Source organism: Algihabitans sp., from assembly GCF_965226985.1.
In the GTDB taxonomy this organism is placed as follows: domain Bacteria; phylum Pseudomonadota; class Alphaproteobacteria; order Kiloniellales; family DSM-21159; genus Algihabitans.
In genome coordinates, this window is record NZ_OZ245712.1 from 3,489,903 (window position 1) to 3,506,625 (window position 16,723).

Sequence of the window (16,723 nt, forward strand, 5' to 3'; positions counted from 1 at the left end):
GGCGATTCCCACAGGGAGTCGACAGGCACTTCGCACGGACGAGCGGGTTCAAGCCTAGAGTCCATCGTCAACTTCAACTGTCGTGCAATGCGGCGACGGGAGCGGCGTTTTCACGAAGGTTGCCCGCCTGCTCCCGAAAAGCCTGTCGAATCTTCGTTGCAAGATCCTCGCGACGGTAAGGCTTGGTTACCAGATTTTCGGTTGCCCGCACATCGCCCTCTCGCAGCACCGCCGCTTCGGCATAGCCAGTGGCGTAGACGACAGGAAGGTCAGGCCGAAGACGACGTGCCGCCTTAGCCACCTGTGTACCATCCATCCCACCGGGCATCACAATATCGGTGAACACGAGATCGATATCGTCGTGCGCGTTCAAAACCTCGAGCGCGTCACGGCCGTTCTCGGCCTCTCGAACGCTGTAGCCGAGATCCTCCAGCAGTCCGACGGCGACTTCCCGGACGTCGGCTTGATCTTCAACCACCAGAACCGTCTCGTGACCGCTTTCTATGTCCGTCTCCAGCTCCGTGACGGAAGCGCGGTCGCGACTGTTGCAGCCTGCAACCGGCATGTAGAGACGAATAGTCGTACCGCGGCCGAGCTCGCTGTAGATTCGGACATGCCCACCCGTCTGTTTTATGAAGCCGTAGACCATGCTGAGACCAAGTCCACTGCCCTTGCCGACGTCCTTGGTGGTGAAGAAGGGCTCGAAGACCTTGTCGATCTTATCGGCGGCGATCCCGCAACCGCTGTCCGTCACGGACAACATGACGTAGTCGCCCGCCTCAACTTCGTGTTCGCGGGCGGCATCGTCCTCATCCAGATGAACAGCCAAGGTCTCGATGGTCAGACGCCCGCCATCGGGCATGGCATCGCGCGCGTTGACAGCAAGATTCAGGATCGCGGATTCGAGCTGACTTGGGTCGGTTCGAATGCTGGGAATTTGCGATCCCAAGCGACACTCCAGGGCGACCGACTCGCCAAGAGCGCGCGTCAGCATATCGCTGAGGCTTTCGACCAGAGGATTGGGGTCAACCACCTCGGTCTCGAGTTTCTGGCGTCGTGAGAATGCCAGAAGACGCCGGTTCAGTTCGGCGCCGCGATCGACGGCCTTGATTGCCGCCTCTATTCGTCTCGTCGCTCTTTCGTCGGTGCTCACCGACCGCTGCAGGAGCTGTAGGTTGCCGAGAACGACACCGAGGAGGTTGTTGAAATCGTGTGCCAGGCCGCCGGTCAACTGACCGACCGTCTCCATCTTCTGAGACTGCGCCAACTGACGCTCAACGACCTTCCTCTCCGTGATATCGTTCAGCACGGCCATCGAGCGTAAGGGGACACCCGACTCGTCATACTCGGCCACTGCCGACAGGAGAATATCCAGAACCTCGCCGGACTTGGTCACGAACTGATATTCGACGTTCTTGCAAAAACCATCGCGAAAGAACTGCGGCATACTCTGCTCTGCCGCATCGCGGGCCGACTCCGGCGTCATGAAGTCGCGCGCCTTACGCCCGATGACTTCGTCTTTGCCGTAGCCCATCCGCTCCAACCAGAGGTCGCTGACACTCACCACGCGCCCATCAGCATCGATCGAATGCAGCATGACCGGGGTTTTCGTGTAGAGGGAGCGGTAACGTTCTTCGCTGGTCTTAAGCCGCTCCTCCGCCAGCTTCTCGGCAGTGATGTCCGAGCCCGCGACGAAAACGAAACGCTCTCCGGTGTCGCCATCCGTGTAGGGTACCTTATCCGTTCGAATCCAGCGCCGCTCTCCGTCCTTCATCTGAATCTCCTCGGTGATACCCAGTTTGGGTTGGCCCGATCGGATCACTTCCAGATCGTCTGCATGGTACTTGCTGGCCATTCTCGGAAAGAGGTCGAAAGCGTCGGCGCCCTCGATCTCCTCAACCGTCAAGCCGATCGACTGGGCTGCCGGCTGATTGGCTCTCAGAATACGGTTCTTGTCGTCCTTGTAGAAAATACGCACGGGAACGTTGTCGAGAATCAAGGCAAGTTGCCGCTGCTCGGAGATCAACTTGTTGGCGACGCGCTTCTGCTCCGTAATGTCCAGAGCGATCGCGATCACCCCCTGAACGTCGCCTTCATCGTCGAAGTCCGGAACATAAAGACACTGGATGTCGCGCCTCATGCCGTCCGGATAGTCGACGGAAGACTCGAAGGTGGACTTCACGCCGTGGCGGGCGCGCTCCAAATAGGGTCGCAAGCGCGCGAAGTTCTCGACTCCCAGCATCTCCTCCGCATTGCTGCCGACGATGTCCTTTTGTGCGACGGCATACCAGGCGGCACCCGTTCGATTGATGAAACGGTAGTTGAGATCCTTATCCGTATAGGTGATCAGGAACGGCAGGTTATTCGTGATGATCCGCAAATGCGCTTCGCGCTGACGAACCTCCTCGAGAGCCGACTCGAACGACTTTTCAGCCTCCCGCTGAGCGGTAACGTCGTGCATGGAGGCGACGGCTCCGAGCTTGACACCGGCTTCGTCGTACAGAGGAGAACTCTGGCAGACGACCAAACGCCGCGGGAGGCCGTGCGGCGCGATAACCAACTCCTGGTTCTCGACCGTTTGACCTTGAAGGGCCTGGAAGAGGGGCGTTTTCTCGAAGGCAAGGGGGGTCTGCCCGTCCGGCTCCAACAGGCTATAGGTATCGACCCAGTCCTCCGGCATCAGCGGCTTCATTTCCAATCCGGTGATGCGACAGGCCGATTCATTAAAGTAGGACAGTTGACCTTCGGCGTCACAGGCGACGATGCCGTCCTGTACGCTCTCGAGAACGGCTTTCAGGAAGCTTTGGTTGTGATGGAGCTTCGCCTCCATCTCCTTGCGCTCCGAGATGATCTCCTTGAAGACGATCAAGCCGCCGATCTCTCCATCGCGATTCCGCCAGGGTCGCATCTGGCGGCGAACCCACTCGAAACCACCACCCGGCTTCGGCAGCTTGTCTTCCTCGATATCAAGCGCCTCGCCTTCCAGACAGCGCGCGTACTGCTTGTGCCAACTGTGCGGAATTTGAGACAAGACCTCGTGGTGACAACGTCCGACCAGCGAGGCGCTGTCGAGCCTGAAGGTCTCGCACCAGTGACGACTGGCAGCCAGATAACGCATGTCCCGATCGAACACCGCGACGGAAACCGGCAGGTAGTCGAAGAAGAGGCCGAGCTGATCTTCCGCGATGGCGAGACTGTTCTCGACCTGAATGCGCGTTTCGACCTCGCGAAGAACGTCGCCGGCCGTGTAACGCATATCGATATGGTCTACGACCATTACCGCAAGATCCTGAAGTGCGGCCTTGTCCTCCTCGGAGAAGTCATGGCGTGGCGCGCTGTCGACCAGACAGAGCGCGCCCAAGGCGTGTCCTTGCGGATTGATTAGCGGAGCACCTGCGTAGAAGCGGATGTGCGGTTCGCCGGTGACCAGGGGGTTTTCCGCAAAGCGATGATCCTGGCGAGCGTCGGGAATGACGAAAACGTCGTCCTGCAGTATCGCGTGACCGCAGAAGGCCACGTCGCGACCGGTTTCCTTGGTGCTCAACCCGCAGACCGACTGAAACCACTGTCGATCCCGGTCAACCAACGAGACCATCGCGATCGGCATCTTGAACTGCTTCGCGGCGAAGCGAACGATCCGGTCGAGGGCCGGATCCGGCTCAGTGTCCAGAATCGCATAGCGGCGCAGCGCGGCAAGACGCTCGGATTCCGTGGGCGGTAAGGGAGCTGGTACTGTCATAGCCGGGCCGGTCGGTGAGAGGCGCTGGCCTCGCCACCGCCGAAGAGAATATAAATGTCTACGAGCCCCGATAATTTTGAGTTAACGACCTGCAGCTTGTTAATATACTTACTTTTTAAACAAGAAATTTTGACCCGCCCTCACTGTAAAACATGTGAAGACAGTAGAATTTTCCGAGATTTACTTTATTATTACGAGTTCTGGTCTGAAATCATACACCTATAGATGGATAGGCAGAGCCTGACGGAGCGGCGGGAGGCGAACGAATCTGCGCACCCCACTCGCTCACCTCTGCCCTCAGTCGCTTGCCCTTTTCGCCACCGGCGACCCAGGCCCTATTGAACCGTAACGAGCTTCCGATAGTCTAAGGTGTAACGTCACAAGAACGGATCAGCGAGGCGGGCAGCATGAAGAGCAGATCCTCTAGCTTCGACCTCCCAACTGCTGACCTGTCGGCCATCGCGCCGCCAGCCGTCATGCCCTTGGCCACAGATTCCGCACGGCAAGATCTCTGGCCGCGCAGGGGTCCAGCTGCCACTTACGAGCAAAACCAAAGCCCCATCGGCTGATCGGCCGTTATCTAAAGGCTTGCCGCTCACCAACCGACGGATCCTTTTCGGCACAACAGGCCATCCCGTCAGCAGCCCCAGCTTTCAATCAGTTCTGCACAGAGGTGCGATGCCATGAAACGCCACCCGGATTCCTCGCAAACCCGGTCGTCCGATCCCGGGTCGCCAAATCCCGGGTCGCCCAATCCCGAGTCGGCGCAGCCTTCACAAACTCCGGAACGTGAACGCCTCATGGAGCAGTTCCGCGCAGTGCGCCGCCGGACTCTGGATCTGGCCGAACCGCTCAGTGCCGAGGATCAGTGCATCCAGTCGATGGCCGACGTCAGCCCGACCAAGTGGCATCTGGCCCATACGACCTGGTTCTTCGAGGAATTCATTCTGAAGGCCCACGCGAACGGCTACGAGGCGTTCGATCCCCACTATGGATTCCTGTTCAACTCCTACTACGAGCAGGTCGGCCCTCGGCACGAACGTCCGAAGCGGGGTCTGCTCTCCCGGCCGCCGTTGGCGGACGTGCTCGCCTATCGGACTCATGTCGAGACAGCGGTGAGTCGGCTTATGGCAGAGCAGGACGATGCCGCCTCCCTGCTCTCGAACCTGGTGGAACTTGGCTGCCATCACGAACAGCAGCACCAGGAGCTGCTGCTGACCGACATCAAGCACGTCCTGTCCTGCAACCCGCTGAAACCCGCCTATCAGCCGCCGCGCCCGCGGGACGCGAGCCGGACGCGCACATGGGACTGGATCGAACAGGCCGGCGGTCTCGTCGAAGTCGGCCAGGGCAGCGAGGACTTCGCCTTCGACTGCGAGGGTCCGCGCCATCGGGTCTGGCTGGAGCCCTACAGACTGGCCAGCCGGCCGGTCACCAACGGCGAATTCCTCGCTTTCATGGAAGACGGCGGCTATCGGCGGCCAGAACTTTGGCTGTCCGACGGCTGGGCCGCCTGCAAGCGGCAGGGTTGGCAGGCCCCGCTCTACTGGGACCGCAATGGTGACGGCGACTGGCGCATCTTCACACTTGCCGGACTGCGTCCGCTCGACCCCGACGCGCCGGTCTGCCATGTCAGCTTCTTCGAGGCCGACGCCTATGCCTCCTGGGCCGGCAAGCGCCTTCCGACCGAGGCGGAGTGGGAGGTCGTCGCGACGCCGCTGACACCGGCCGGCAACTTCGCCGGCTCGCGCGAATACCATCCGGTCCCCGCTCAGGGCGACGGGCTGCGGCAGATCTACGGCGATGTCTGGGAATGGACAGCCAGCGCCTATCGGCCCTACCCCGGTTTCAGGGCGGCCGAAGGCGCGGTCGGCGAGTACAATGGAAAGTTCATGTCGGGCCAGATGGTCCTGCGCGGCGGGTCCTGCGTCACGCCGGAAGGACACGTCCGGCCGACCTACCGCAACTTCTTCTATCCGGCCGACCGCTGGCAGTTCACCGGCATCCGTCTGGCCGAGGACTGTCCGCATCGCAGCGTTCAGGTACCACCGCTGACCGAAACCGAGGAGGCGCAGGAGACGCCGGCCGACCCCTCGACCCTGGCGTTCCTCAACGACGTCGTCGTCGGGCTTTCGGACACCCCGAAGAGTCTGCCAGCCAAGTGGTTCTACGACGAAGCCGGTGCCGACCTCTTCGAGGCGATCTGCGAGCTGCCCGAATACTATCCGGCCCGTACGGAAACCGAGATCCTGCGGAACGCGGCTCCGGCCATCGCGGAGGCGCTCGGCCCCAAACCGGTTCTCGTGGAGTACGGCTCGGGCGCCATGTCGAAGGTGCGTCGTCTACTCGACTGCCTGCAGGAGCCTCACGCCTTCGTCGCCATCGACATCTCTGCCGAACAGCTCGCGCAGGCGGCCGGAGATCTTGAGGCCGCCTACCCGAAGCTCCGGGTTCACACCATTGCCAAGGACTTCACGAAACCGATCAGCCTGCCCGAGTGGCTCGGCGAGGCAGGCCGGCGTTGCGCCTTCTTCCCCGGCTCGACCATCGGGAACTTCGATCCCCTGGAGGCGCGTCTGCTGCTGGAACGCATGCGCGAGGCCGTCGGCAGCGGCGGCGCTCTCGTCATCGGCGTGGATCTGAAGAAGGACAAGGCGCGGCTGGAAGCGGCCTACGACGACAGCACCGGCGTGACCGCGCGCTTCAACAAAAACCTCCTGGTCCGGATCCAGCACGAACTCGGCGGAGATCTCGACCTCGATGCCTTCGAGCATCGCGCGCTCTACAACGAGGCCGCCGGCCGCATCGAAATGCATCTGCGCAGCCGCGAACGTCAAACCGTGACGGTCGCCGGCCACAAGTTCCATTTCGAGCCGGGGGAAACCATCCACACCGAGAACTCGCACAAGTTCACGGTGCCGGAGTTCCAGGCCCTGGCCGAAGACGCGGGCTTCACCCCCGTCCAAGCCTGGACGGACCCGGACAACCTCTTCTCGGTCCATCTGTTCGATGCCGGGTGATCGGGTCGGATTTTGCGAGGCAGGCCATGGCCGGAAGGCGAACGGGTTCGCCGAAGTCCTGCGCGTGACGACGCTCCGGCTGCCAAACCGCTGCTGTCTGGAGTTCCAAACCGCAAAGCGCGAACGGAAGCGAACGGCGAATAGCTGTGTTTTTTCAGCGGATTAAGTGGTGGGCGCACAAGGACTCGAACCTTGGACCCGCTGATTAAGAGTCAGCTGCTCTACCAACTGAGCTATGCGCCCACCGTGCCCGCGATCCCCTCCAGGATCCAAGAGGCCGCGTAGATAGCAACGGCCCTTCGGCTTGTCCAGCCCCTGCCGCAAGGTCGCCCCCTCTGGAACACCATCACCCTGCAATCTGCCGAAAGAGCGAGGCCCGGTTACCTCTTACGGCCGGATCCTCGCGCGCCCGGAGATCGTCATCTGGCTGTGAGGTCGGTCACGGACGCGAGATTTATCTCGTATCATATCCATAAGACAGACTTCGGAAAGGAATCCGGCCGCATAGTCGTGTTTCACGCTGACAGGATTTCGTGGGCCATGCAGACCGCCGCCGACAGCCAACCACCCCTTGCGACGCCTCCGGTCGTGACGACGTCGGACGAAGGTTTGCGATTCCCGAACGACGGCGCGCTTCGCGCGGCATTGCTGCGAGGATTGCTTCTGACCTGCGCCGGGCTGCTCTGGCTGCTACCGGTCCTTTAGGGCTAGACGCCCTTTTCCGCGCGTCTAGTCTTCCCGAGGTCCGCGTCGCGGGATGCGAAGATCGCGGTGGACCGAGACGCTGAGCAGCAGACCGAGGCCGATCAGCGTCGCCAGCATCACGGTTCCGCCGTAGGACACCAGCGGCAGCGGCACCCCCACCACTGGCAGCAGTCCCATCACCATCGCGATGTTGATGAAGACGTAGAGGAACAGGTTGACGGTCAGGCCCATCGCCAGCAGCCGGCCGAAGTGGCTGCGGCTCCGCAGCGCGATGGCGAAACCGTAGACGAAGATCAGCAGATAGAGCCCCAGCAGGCCCAGTCCGCCGACCATGCCCCACTCCTCAGCCAGCATGGTGAAGATGAAGTCGGTCTGCTTTTCCGGCAGGAAGTTGAGATGGCTCTGCGTGCCTTGCAGAAAGCCCTTGCCGAAGATGCCGCCGGAGCCGAGCGCGATCTTGGACTGCAGGATGTGATAGCCCGCGCCCAGCGGATCGGACTCCGGGTCCAGGAAGGTCATGACCCGGTTCTTCTGGTAGTCGTGCAGGAAGTTCCAGGCCACCGGCAGGGCCGCGCCAGCCGCGGCGATCACCAGAGCGAACTTCCACCAGCGCACGCCGGCGAGGAGAAAGATCGCGCCGCCCACCGCCAGCAGCATCCCCGCCGTGCCGAGGTCGGGCTGCTTGAGCACCAGCAAGGCCGGGGCGCCGACCAGAAGCAGTGGCACGAGAAGGTACGTCGGCCGCCCGATGTCGGCATAGGTGATGCCGTGGAAGTATCGCGCGAGGGCCAGGATCAAGGCGATCTTCATCAGCTCGGAAGGCTGCAGCTGCATGACGCCGAGATCGATCCAGCGCTGCGCGCCCATACCGACGGTGCCCATGACCTCCACCGCCCCCAGCAGCGCGAGCGCGCCGAAGTAGATCGGATAGGCGAGCCGAAACCAGAAGCGGATGTCGATCAGCGCGACCATGAACATCAGCAGCAGACCGCCGCCGAAGCGAACCGCCTGGCGCACGGCCCAAGGGTCCCAGTTCCCGCTGGCCGCGGAATAGAGCATGGCGAAGCCGATCCCGGCGAGCAGCAGGATCAGCAGAATGAGACCCCAGTTCAGCTGCCAGATCTTCTGCCCAAGCTGCAGCTCGGGATTGCGCCGAAGCGTGATTTCGCTGAGGACGGACACGGACGGCGCCTTTCCGGTTCAGGCCTGATCGCCGCTGCGGGCAACCAGCGGCAAGGGTGAGGTCCCGAGAGGGTCGCGCCGCTGCGCCTCCAGCAGAATGTCCTTGGCGATCGGCGCGGCGGCGCTCGACCCGCCGCCGCCGTGCTCGACTACAATAGAGACCACGTAGCGGGGATCGGCAATCGGGGCGTAGCCGACGAACAGGCCGTGGTCGCGCCGGCGCCAGGGCAGATCCTCGTTCGCAATGACCCCCACCGCGCGCTCCGCCTTGGTGATGCGGCGCACCTGGCTGGTACCGGTCTTGCCGCCCATCTCCCAGCCCTCCTCCGTGATCATCGACCCACGGGCGGTCCCGCGGCGACCGTTGACCACGGCGTCCATCGCAACCCGGATGATCTCCAGTTCCGGTGACCCGACCCCCATGTCGGGTGCCGGCGCCGGCAGCGGCTCGTCACCCACGCCGGACAGCTTGAAGCCGCGTGTCATGCGCGGCGTCACCGCGCGGCCGCCGTTGACCAGCCGCGCCGTCATCACCGCGAGCTGCAGCGGCGTCGTCAGCACGAAGCCCTGACCGATCGAGGTGACCAGGGTTTCGCCGCCCTGCCACGGCTCGCCGATGTTGGCCAGCTTCCAGTCCCGGGTCGGAATCACGCCGCCGCGTTCGCCGGGCAGATCGATGCCGGTCGGCGTGCCCAGGCCGAAGCGCTTGGACACCTCCGCGATGCGATCGACACCCAGCTTGCGGGCAATGTCGTAGAAATAGACGTCGCAGGACTCAACGATGGCATCGTGCATGTTCATCCAGCCATGGCCCTGTCGCTTCCAGCAGTGGAAGCGATGATTGCCGAGCGTGTAGTGGCCGGGGCACCAGACACGAAAACTCGGATCGATCCCCTCTTCCAGGGCTGCCAGGGCCACCAGCATCTTGAAAGTCGAGCCCGGCGCATAGATGCCGGCAATCGACTTGTTGGACAGAGGCCCCAAAGGATCTTCGGTCAGGCGCCGCCATTCGGTCGAGGAGATCCGGTGGGTGAAGACGCCGGGGTCGTAGGAGGGAACCGACGCCATCGCCAGAACATCGCCGTTGGACGCATCCATCACAACGGCCGAGGCGCTGCGCTCGCCCATCAGCCGCTGATGCACGTAGTTCTGGAGACCGGCGTCCAGGGTCAGCACCACGTCCTGCCCTGGCGTCCCTTCCTCCCGCCGCAGCTCGCGGATCATCCGTCCGTAGGCGTTGACCTCCACATGACTGGTCCCGGCCTGACCGCGCAGCCGCTCGTCGTGCAGCCGTTCGATGCCGTTCTTACCGATGCGAAAGCCCGGTAGCTCCAGAACGGGGTCGCCGGTCAGGTCCTCTTCCGACACCGCGCCGACGTACCCCAGGACGTGTGACATCGTTCCGCCGTAGGGGTAGGTGCGGATCTGGCCGACATCGATGGAAACGCCCGGCAGATCCGGCGCGTTGACCTCCACCGCGCCGACTTGATCCCAGGTCAGATTCTCGGCCACGGTCACCGGGACGAAGTTGCGCTTGCGCGCCACCTCGCGATGGATGCGGGCACGATCCGCGGCGGTCAGGGGCAGAATGTCGGCCAGTCTGTCGAGTGCGGCATCCAGGTCGCGCGCCTCTTCGGAGACCAGCAGCACGCGGTAGTTATGGCGGTTGGCGGCGACCGGCGCGCCGAAGCGGTCGAGTATGCGTCCGCGCAGGGGGGGCAGGAGCCGCAGGTTAATGCGGTTGTCCTCCGCCAGCATGGCGAAACGGTCCGACTGCTCGACCTGCAGCACGTACATCCGCGCCGTCAGCGCCGCCAGCATCGCCGACATACCGCCGCCGAGCAGCAGCGTGCGGCGGGTGAAACTGCGGTGGCGCAACTGCTCTTCGTGACGAACCTTTTGCATCGCAGCCGCCCTACTTCAGGAAAGCTTGCTGCGCGCGGCCGAACAGCCAGGCGAGACAGGGATAGGCGGCGACGGTCGCGCCGTAGCGCAAAAGCGTTTCCAAGGGATCGACCACACGCAGTTGCAGAAGCGACCCGAAGGCCCACTCGACCATAAGGGCCATGGCGGCCACCAGCAGGAAACCGGCCCACAGCATGGCAAAGGTCGCGTGGGCGAAGAAACGGCGTTGCGCTGCAACCGCAAGGTAGGTTGTCAGAAAAACGGCGGATCCGAGACCGAGGGGCGCACCGGTCAGGAGGTCATGAACGACACCGAGCAGGAAGGCCAGCCAGATCGGCAGCAGGTCCGGCCTGAAGATTGCCCAGTAATAGACCGCTGTCAGCACCAGGGCCGGCATCACCGGCGCGATCTCGGGCGTCCGGGGTGGCAGAAGCGTAGCGATCATCAGAAGGAAGGTGATGGCCAGCGGGGCCAGCCCGCGCGCCACCAGATCCAGACGATGCCAAAGACTGACCTGTTCCATGACTTGCCCTGCGTAGGCCCCGAGCGTCAGGACTGCACCGACCTGCCGGCCCCGCGAGTCTTATGGATTCACAACCGCCGCGCCATTGGTCAAAGGCTGCAGCAGCTTCGGCAATTCGTAGTCTATCAACTGCAGGAATTCCATGTGCGACCAGTCGGCAAACGCGCGTACGCGTACACCCTGTTCCTCGACGGCCGCCACTATGCCGATCGGCAGACCGGCGGGAAAAACGCCGCCGTGACCCGAGGTCACGACCCTGTCGCCCGGACTGACCGTCGTACCCGGCGCCAGATATAGCAGCTCCGGATGCTCCGAGTTATCACCCGCGAGAACGGCGCGATCCCGGGCTTGTCCGACGATAACCGGAATGCGACTGTTGATGTCGGTGATCAGAAGAATGCGCGTCGCCCGCCATCCAACTTCAATGGCGCGACCGGCAAGGCCGGACCCTGTCAGCGCTGCCTGATTCTTGCGTACACCCTCTTGGGACCCAGCCGCCACAAGCACGGAACGTACGTACGCACTTCCCTGATCGCCGATGACACGGGCCGAAACACTGCGGTGCTGCGGATCAGGCGCCAAGTTGACCAGACTACGCAGGCTGCGGTTCTCGCCGGAAAGCCGCTGCGCCTCCTGATACCAACCGGCCAAGCGCCGCACCTCCTCTTGCAGGGCGGCGTTCTGTTCGCGCAAAGCCGTCAGATTCTGGGCTTCGTCGAAGGCCTGATTGATACTGGAGACGGGGCGCGAGGCCACATTCAACATCGGCGCGACGGCGTCGAGGACGGCAATACGTGCGCGCTCCACGACGACTGTATCAACCTTCCCGAGCATCATCAGAGAAAAGGTCGCGCCAATCAGAAGAAAGACCGCGAAGCGCTGCGCCCAAGCCTTCAAGGGCGTGGCCAAGCGCACCACCGTGCCGGGTCTTTGTTTCACGAACCCCCTCCGGAACCGCTTCGCGGCCAAAAAGCCACGCAGCGAAATCTTCAAACTCTAAAGCAACCTAGATGCTACCTCAGAGAAGATAAAGAATTGCTTTCAGATTCGTCGGGATTTAGTACATCGAGATCAGAACATTTTTAAGCGTTTTCATTTCTTCGAGGCAGCGCCCCGTCCCAAGCGCGACGCAGGACAGGGGGTCGTCTGCCAGCGACACCGGCAGACCGGTCGCCGCACGCAGCACGAAATCGAGATTTCCAAGAAGCGCGCCGCCGCCCGTCAGAACGATGCCCTTGTCCACGATGTCGGCGGCCAGTTCCGGCGCGGTATGTTCCAGCGCGACCTTGACGGCCTCGATGATCGCCGACACCGGTTCAGCCAGAGCCTCGGCGATCTGACGCTCGGAAATCACCAATTCCTTGGGGACGCCGTTCATCAGGTCGCGCCCCTTTATTTCCATCGTCGAGCCCTCGCCGTCCTCCGGCGGACAGGCCGAGCCGATCTCCTTCTTGATGCGTTCGGCCGAACCTTCGCCGACCAGAAGGTTATGGTTGCGACGGATGAAGGCGATGATCGCCTCGTCCATCTTGTCGCCACCGACCCGCACGGACCGCGAGTAGACGATGCCGCCCAGCGATAGCACGGCGACTTCCGTGGTGCCGCCGCCGATGTCCACGACCATGGAGCCCGTCGGTTCGGTCACCGGCAGTCCGGCGCCGATCGCCGCGGCCATCGGCTCCTCGATCAGGAAGACCCTGCGGGCGCCGGCCGCGTCGGCCGACTCCTGAATCGCGCGCCGCTCGACCGCCGTTGAGCCGGAGGGCACGCAGACGATCACCTGCGGGCTGGCGAAGGACCGGCGATTGTGCACCTTGCGGATGAAGTGCTTGATCATCTCCTCAGCCACTTCGAAGTCGGCGATCACGCCGTCGCGCAGGGGCCGAATTGCCTGAATGTTGCCCGGCGTACGGCCCAGCATCATCTTCGCCTCGTCGCCCACGGCGAGGACCTGTTTTCTGCCCTTCACCTCAGCGATGGCGACGACGGAGGGTTCGTTGAGAACGATGCCGCGACCCTTCACGTAGACCAGCGTGTTCGCTGTCCCAAGGTCGATGGCCATGTCGGCGGAAAGAACGCCAAGAAGGCGAGACATCATAAGGCGGGAATCCTCGACCCGAAGGTTTATGGCCCGAAGGCTTGTGGCCCAGAGGCTTATGGCCCAGAGGCTTGTGGCCCAGAGGCTTGTGGAAAGGACGCGACGACCGGTGTCTTTTCGGTTCGACGCGCTTCAGACGAAACGTGCGAGCAGGCCCGACGCGCCCGGAGCGGATAGCGCCTGCGCCTGCCATTTGCAAGGTAACCTAGCGGCAATGTTTACCAAAATGGTTAACGCTTCGCGAGCGCTGCCGAAGAATTCGCACAGTCCAAAATCGGAGATCCGTCTGCAGACAAGTCTTTTTAAAGCAGAATCGCCTTGGGTGGGATCGCAGCGGCGATCACTTCAAAGCGTGAAACCTGCTCCAAACTGCAGGAAAGCAGGACGACCACCCAAGTCGCTGCGCCTGCTGAACCGCTCCTTAGCAAGTGCCGATCGGCCCGGCCGGGCGGTCCCCGTTTGGGCAGATCCGCGTGCAGTTTTCCGCCTCATGGCAGGCAGATTCGAACCAGTTGCCCAGAAGCGCCTGCCAATCCCGAGCCGAGCAGCCGGTCAGACTCAAGACAAGGGCGCAGACGATCACAAGTCGCAAGACTGCTCCTCCATAGTCTCCTTGTCGGCCTGTTCCTCTTTTCCGACGCCGTTGTCAGGAAGGTAAACCAGTAGGTCGCCGGGCTGGCAGTCGAGATACGCACAAATTCGCGCCAAGGTTCCGAAGCGTACGCCCTTAACCTTACCGTGCTTCAAAAGCGACAGGTTGGCCTCGGTGATTCCAGCGTACGCCGCAAGGTCCTTCGATTTCACCTTCCGGTGCGCCAGCATCAGATCGAGCCGAACCTCTATCGGCATCAAACGAACTGCGCATTTTCTTCGGCCAGGGCGACGGCGCGCGCCATGACGGCGGCAAGCGCCCACAGCGTGCCCCCGACGAGTAACCCCAGTAGCGTCGAACTGCTCAACGAGAAGGTCAGGGCCCGACTACCGGGCGGACTTCCGACGGAAAGCAGTAGGCTCAACACTGGCGGTGCGAGCACACTGGCGCAACTGGCCATGCCTACGCGCCCACCGAAAGCCCGCAAAGCGAAGACGACCGCTGCCACCAAGTAGGTGCCGCTGCGGAACAGCAAGAAGCAGCGCCGGGCGGACAGAAGAGCGGCGGACAGAAGGCCGATCGGGATCAGCGTAACGAAGGCACCCAGCACCAGTTGCCAAACCGCCAAATGCGTCTCCGGCGGCAACCCCGAACGTCGCACCATTTCCTCCGGTGCATCCACCCAAACGAAAAGCACGCAACTTGGCAGCAGTATCGCGAGCAGCAGACTGGCATGAGCCAGAAGACCGCTATAGCGCCGCAGTTCGATGTCGCTTGGTACGCTGAGAGGCCGCATGGAAATCCTTCTCCCGATAGGTCTGCCAACGGCCATCAAAGCGAGTTTATTTCTGTGAAACAATAATAATTTCTTGCAAAACAGATAAAATAGACAAAGATGATGCCGGACGTGAGAGAGGCCGAAGGGACAGCCCTCCGGCCTCATCGTCACCACCTCTTCGATACGCCCGAATAGGAATCGGACGGATCGGCTTCAAAGCTTGGGCCGTAAGGGTCTACTCCGCCGCCGGAGCGCTGCGGTCGAGGTCTTCCGGCACGCTGCGCTCGCGCTTCACCAGCAGCTTGTTCAGCGCATTGACGTAGGCGCGGGCCGAGGCGACCAGGGTGTCGTAGTCGGCACCTTGACCGTTGACGGTCTTGCCGTTCTCCTCCAGCCGCACGGTCACCTGAGCCTGGGCGTCGGTACCGCCGGTCACGGCATGCACCTGATAGAGCTGGAGCTTCGCCTCATGCGGCACGATCGCGCGAATCGCCGCAAAGAGCGCATCGACCGGCCCGTTGCCCTGGGCCGTCGCATGCCGGGTGTCGCCCTCGACGGTCAGCTCTAGCTCGGCGGACTGCGGACCGTGGCTGCCGCAACGCACGCCAAGCGAAACGAACTGCAGATGATCGTTGTGGCGTACGACCGCGTCGTCGACCAGCGCCAGGATGTCCTCGTCGTAGACGTCCTTCTTGTGGTCGGCCAGATCCTTGAAGCGGCCGAAGACATCCATCAACTGGTTGTCGGACAGCTCGATACCCAGTTCCGTTAGCTTGGTCTTGAAGGCGTGGCGGCCCGAGTGCTTGCCCATCACCAGGTTGGATTTGGTCAGGCCGACCGATTCCGGGGTCATGATTTCATAGGTCTGGGCGTTCTTCAGCATACCGTCCTGGTGGATGCCGGACTCGTGCGCGAAGGCGTTGGCGCCGACGATGGCCTTGTTCGGCTGCACCGCAAAGCCGGTGATCCCCGAAACCAGGCGCGAGGCGCGCGTGATCTGCGTACTGTCCACCCCGGTCCCGTAGGGCATGGAATCGTGCCGCGTGCGCAGGGCCATCACGACCTCTTCCATGGCGCAGTTGCCGGCGCGCTCGCCGATGCCGTTGATCGTGCACTCCACCTGGCGCGCACCGGCATGCACGGCCGCCAGAGAGTTGGCGACGGCCAGACCCAGGTCGTTATGGCAATGGACGGAGAGGATGGCCTGATCGATGTTGGGCACCCGGTTTCGCAGCATGGCGATCAGTTCAGCGAACTCGCCGGGAATGGTGTAGCCGACCGTGTCGGCGATATTGATCGTGCCGGCACCGGCCTTGATCGCCGTCTCCACGACGCGACAGAGGAAGTCATGGTCGGTCCGGGTGGCATCTTCCGGCGACCACTCGACGTTGTCGCAGAGGTTGCGCGCATGCCCCACACTCTCGGCGATCGCCTGGACGACATCCTCGGGATCCATCTGAAGCTTGTGCTTCATGTGCAGCGACGAGGTGGAGATGAAGGTGTGGATGCGCGGGCTGGCGGCGTGGCGCAAGGCCTCCCATGCACGGTCGATATCCTTGCGGCTGGCCCGCGAGAGGCCGGCGACGGTGGCGGTCTTGACCGTTTTGGCCACCTCGCTGACAGCTTCGAAATCGCCGTTGGAGGCAATCGGGAAACCGGCTTCGATGACGTCGACGCCCATGGCTTCCAGCTGGGTCGCGACCGAGATCTTCTCCTCCAGATTCATGGAGCAGCCCGGCGACTGTTCGCCGTCGCGCAGGGTGGTATCGAAAACGATGACGCGGTTGGCATCGGCGTCGAGCTTGGCCCGCTCTCTGTTGACGCTCGGGGTGCTGGCGGGGCCGGTCTGACTGGTCATGATCGGGGTCGTCCTTGTCTGTCCTTAGCGGGCCGCGCCACTCCTGTCGCGCTGGCCTTCGTTGCGGTCGGCTAACTTTCAATCCCCTGAGTGCGTGCCGCGCAGGCGGCTGTAGCGCTCAGGGGCAGCTAAGGAGAAGAAGGTCGGCAATGATGATCGGAGTGGCCACGGCAATAGACCCGTCGACCGGCAGGCGGCTGGCCGCGCCGGTTGTCAGGTCCAAGGTGCTGGCGCGGGCGTCGCGCATCGTGACTCTATCTCTCCGAGGGCCGCCGAAAACACAACGCTTCGGCTTGCCTTGGTCTTGCCGTCTTGAGATTTAA

Annotated in this window: 11 protein-coding genes and 1 tRNA gene; 1 reads left to right on the forward strand and 11 read right to left on the reverse strand. The window is 62.7% G+C overall.

Annotated elements, in window-relative coordinates; translation table 11 throughout:
• Positions 1-73 precede the first annotated feature (73 nt).
• Complete coding sequence (locus ACO054_RS15920) at positions 74-3,739, reverse strand: PAS domain S-box protein (protein WP_421707565.1); 3,666 nt, start codon at positions 3,737-3,739, stop codon at positions 74-76.
• 800 nt (positions 3,740-4,539) lie between these two features.
• Here ACO054_RS15920 and egtB point away from each other — a divergent pair.
• A complete protein-coding gene (gene egtB, locus ACO054_RS15925; RefSeq protein ID WP_421707566.1) occupies positions 4,540-6,759 on the forward strand; it encodes an ergothioneine biosynthesis protein EgtB in 2,220 nt (739 codons plus the stop codon).
• 167 nt (positions 6,760-6,926) lie between these two features.
• On the opposite strand, the gene ACO054_RS15930 is transcribed toward egtB, so the two are convergent.
• The 10 genes from ACO054_RS15930 to ACO054_RS15975 form a co-directional block, all read right to left on the reverse strand.
• Positions 6,927-7,002 (reverse strand) — tRNA-Lys (locus tag ACO054_RS15930).
• Between the two features lie 486 nt (positions 7,003-7,488).
• Entirely contained in the window at positions 7,489-8,646 is a 1,158-nt protein-coding gene (gene rodA / locus ACO054_RS15935; protein WP_421707567.1) for a rod shape-determining protein RodA, read from the reverse strand.
• Positions 8,647-8,664: 18 nt separating this feature from the next.
• Positions 8,665-10,551 carry a penicillin-binding protein 2 gene (mrdA, locus tag ACO054_RS15940; RefSeq protein WP_421707568.1) on the reverse strand — a complete coding sequence of 629 codons (1,887 nt, stop codon included), beginning with the start codon at positions 10,549-10,551 and terminating at the stop codon, positions 8,665-8,667.
• A 10-nt stretch (positions 10,552-10,561) separates the two neighbouring features.
• Positions 10,562-11,074: a rod shape-determining protein MreD gene (mreD, locus tag ACO054_RS15945; protein ID WP_421707569.1), complete on the reverse strand. Its 513-nt coding sequence runs from the start codon at positions 11,072-11,074 to the stop codon at positions 10,562-10,564.
• Between the two features lie 60 nt (positions 11,075-11,134).
• The gene (mreC, locus tag ACO054_RS15950) at positions 11,135-12,013 is read right to left on the reverse strand and encodes a rod shape-determining protein MreC (RefSeq protein ID WP_421707570.1); all 879 of its coding nucleotides are present in this window, start codon (positions 12,011-12,013) and stop codon (positions 11,135-11,137) included.
• A gap of 118 nt (positions 12,014-12,131) precedes the next feature.
• Positions 12,132-13,172, reverse strand: coding sequence for a rod shape-determining protein (locus tag ACO054_RS15955; RefSeq protein WP_421707571.1), 1,041 nt, complete (start codon positions 13,170-13,172; stop codon positions 12,132-12,134).
• Positions 13,173-13,751: 579 nt separating this feature from the next.
• The gene (locus tag ACO054_RS15960; RefSeq protein WP_421707572.1) at positions 13,752-14,021 is read right to left on the reverse strand and encodes a helix-turn-helix domain-containing protein; all 270 of its coding nucleotides are present in this window, start codon (positions 14,019-14,021) and stop codon (positions 13,752-13,754) included.
• Positions 14,021-14,560: a hypothetical protein gene (locus ACO054_RS15965; RefSeq protein ID WP_421707573.1), complete on the reverse strand. Its 540-nt coding sequence runs from the start codon at positions 14,558-14,560 to the stop codon at positions 14,021-14,023. Before ACO054_RS15965 ends, ACO054_RS15960 begins: the two co-directional genes overlap by 1 nt.
• A 217-nt stretch (positions 14,561-14,777) precedes the next feature.
• The gene (locus ACO054_RS15970; protein ID WP_421707574.1) at positions 14,778-16,400 is read right to left on the reverse strand and encodes a 2-isopropylmalate synthase; all 1,623 of its coding nucleotides are present in this window, start codon (positions 16,398-16,400) and stop codon (positions 14,778-14,780) included.
• Between the two features lie 118 nt (positions 16,401-16,518).
• Positions 16,519-16,647 (reverse strand): hypothetical protein, encoded by a 129-nt coding sequence (locus tag ACO054_RS15975; protein ID WP_421707575.1) that lies wholly within the window; start codon positions 16,645-16,647, stop codon positions 16,519-16,521.
• Between the last annotated feature and the right edge of the window lie 76 nt (positions 16,648-16,723).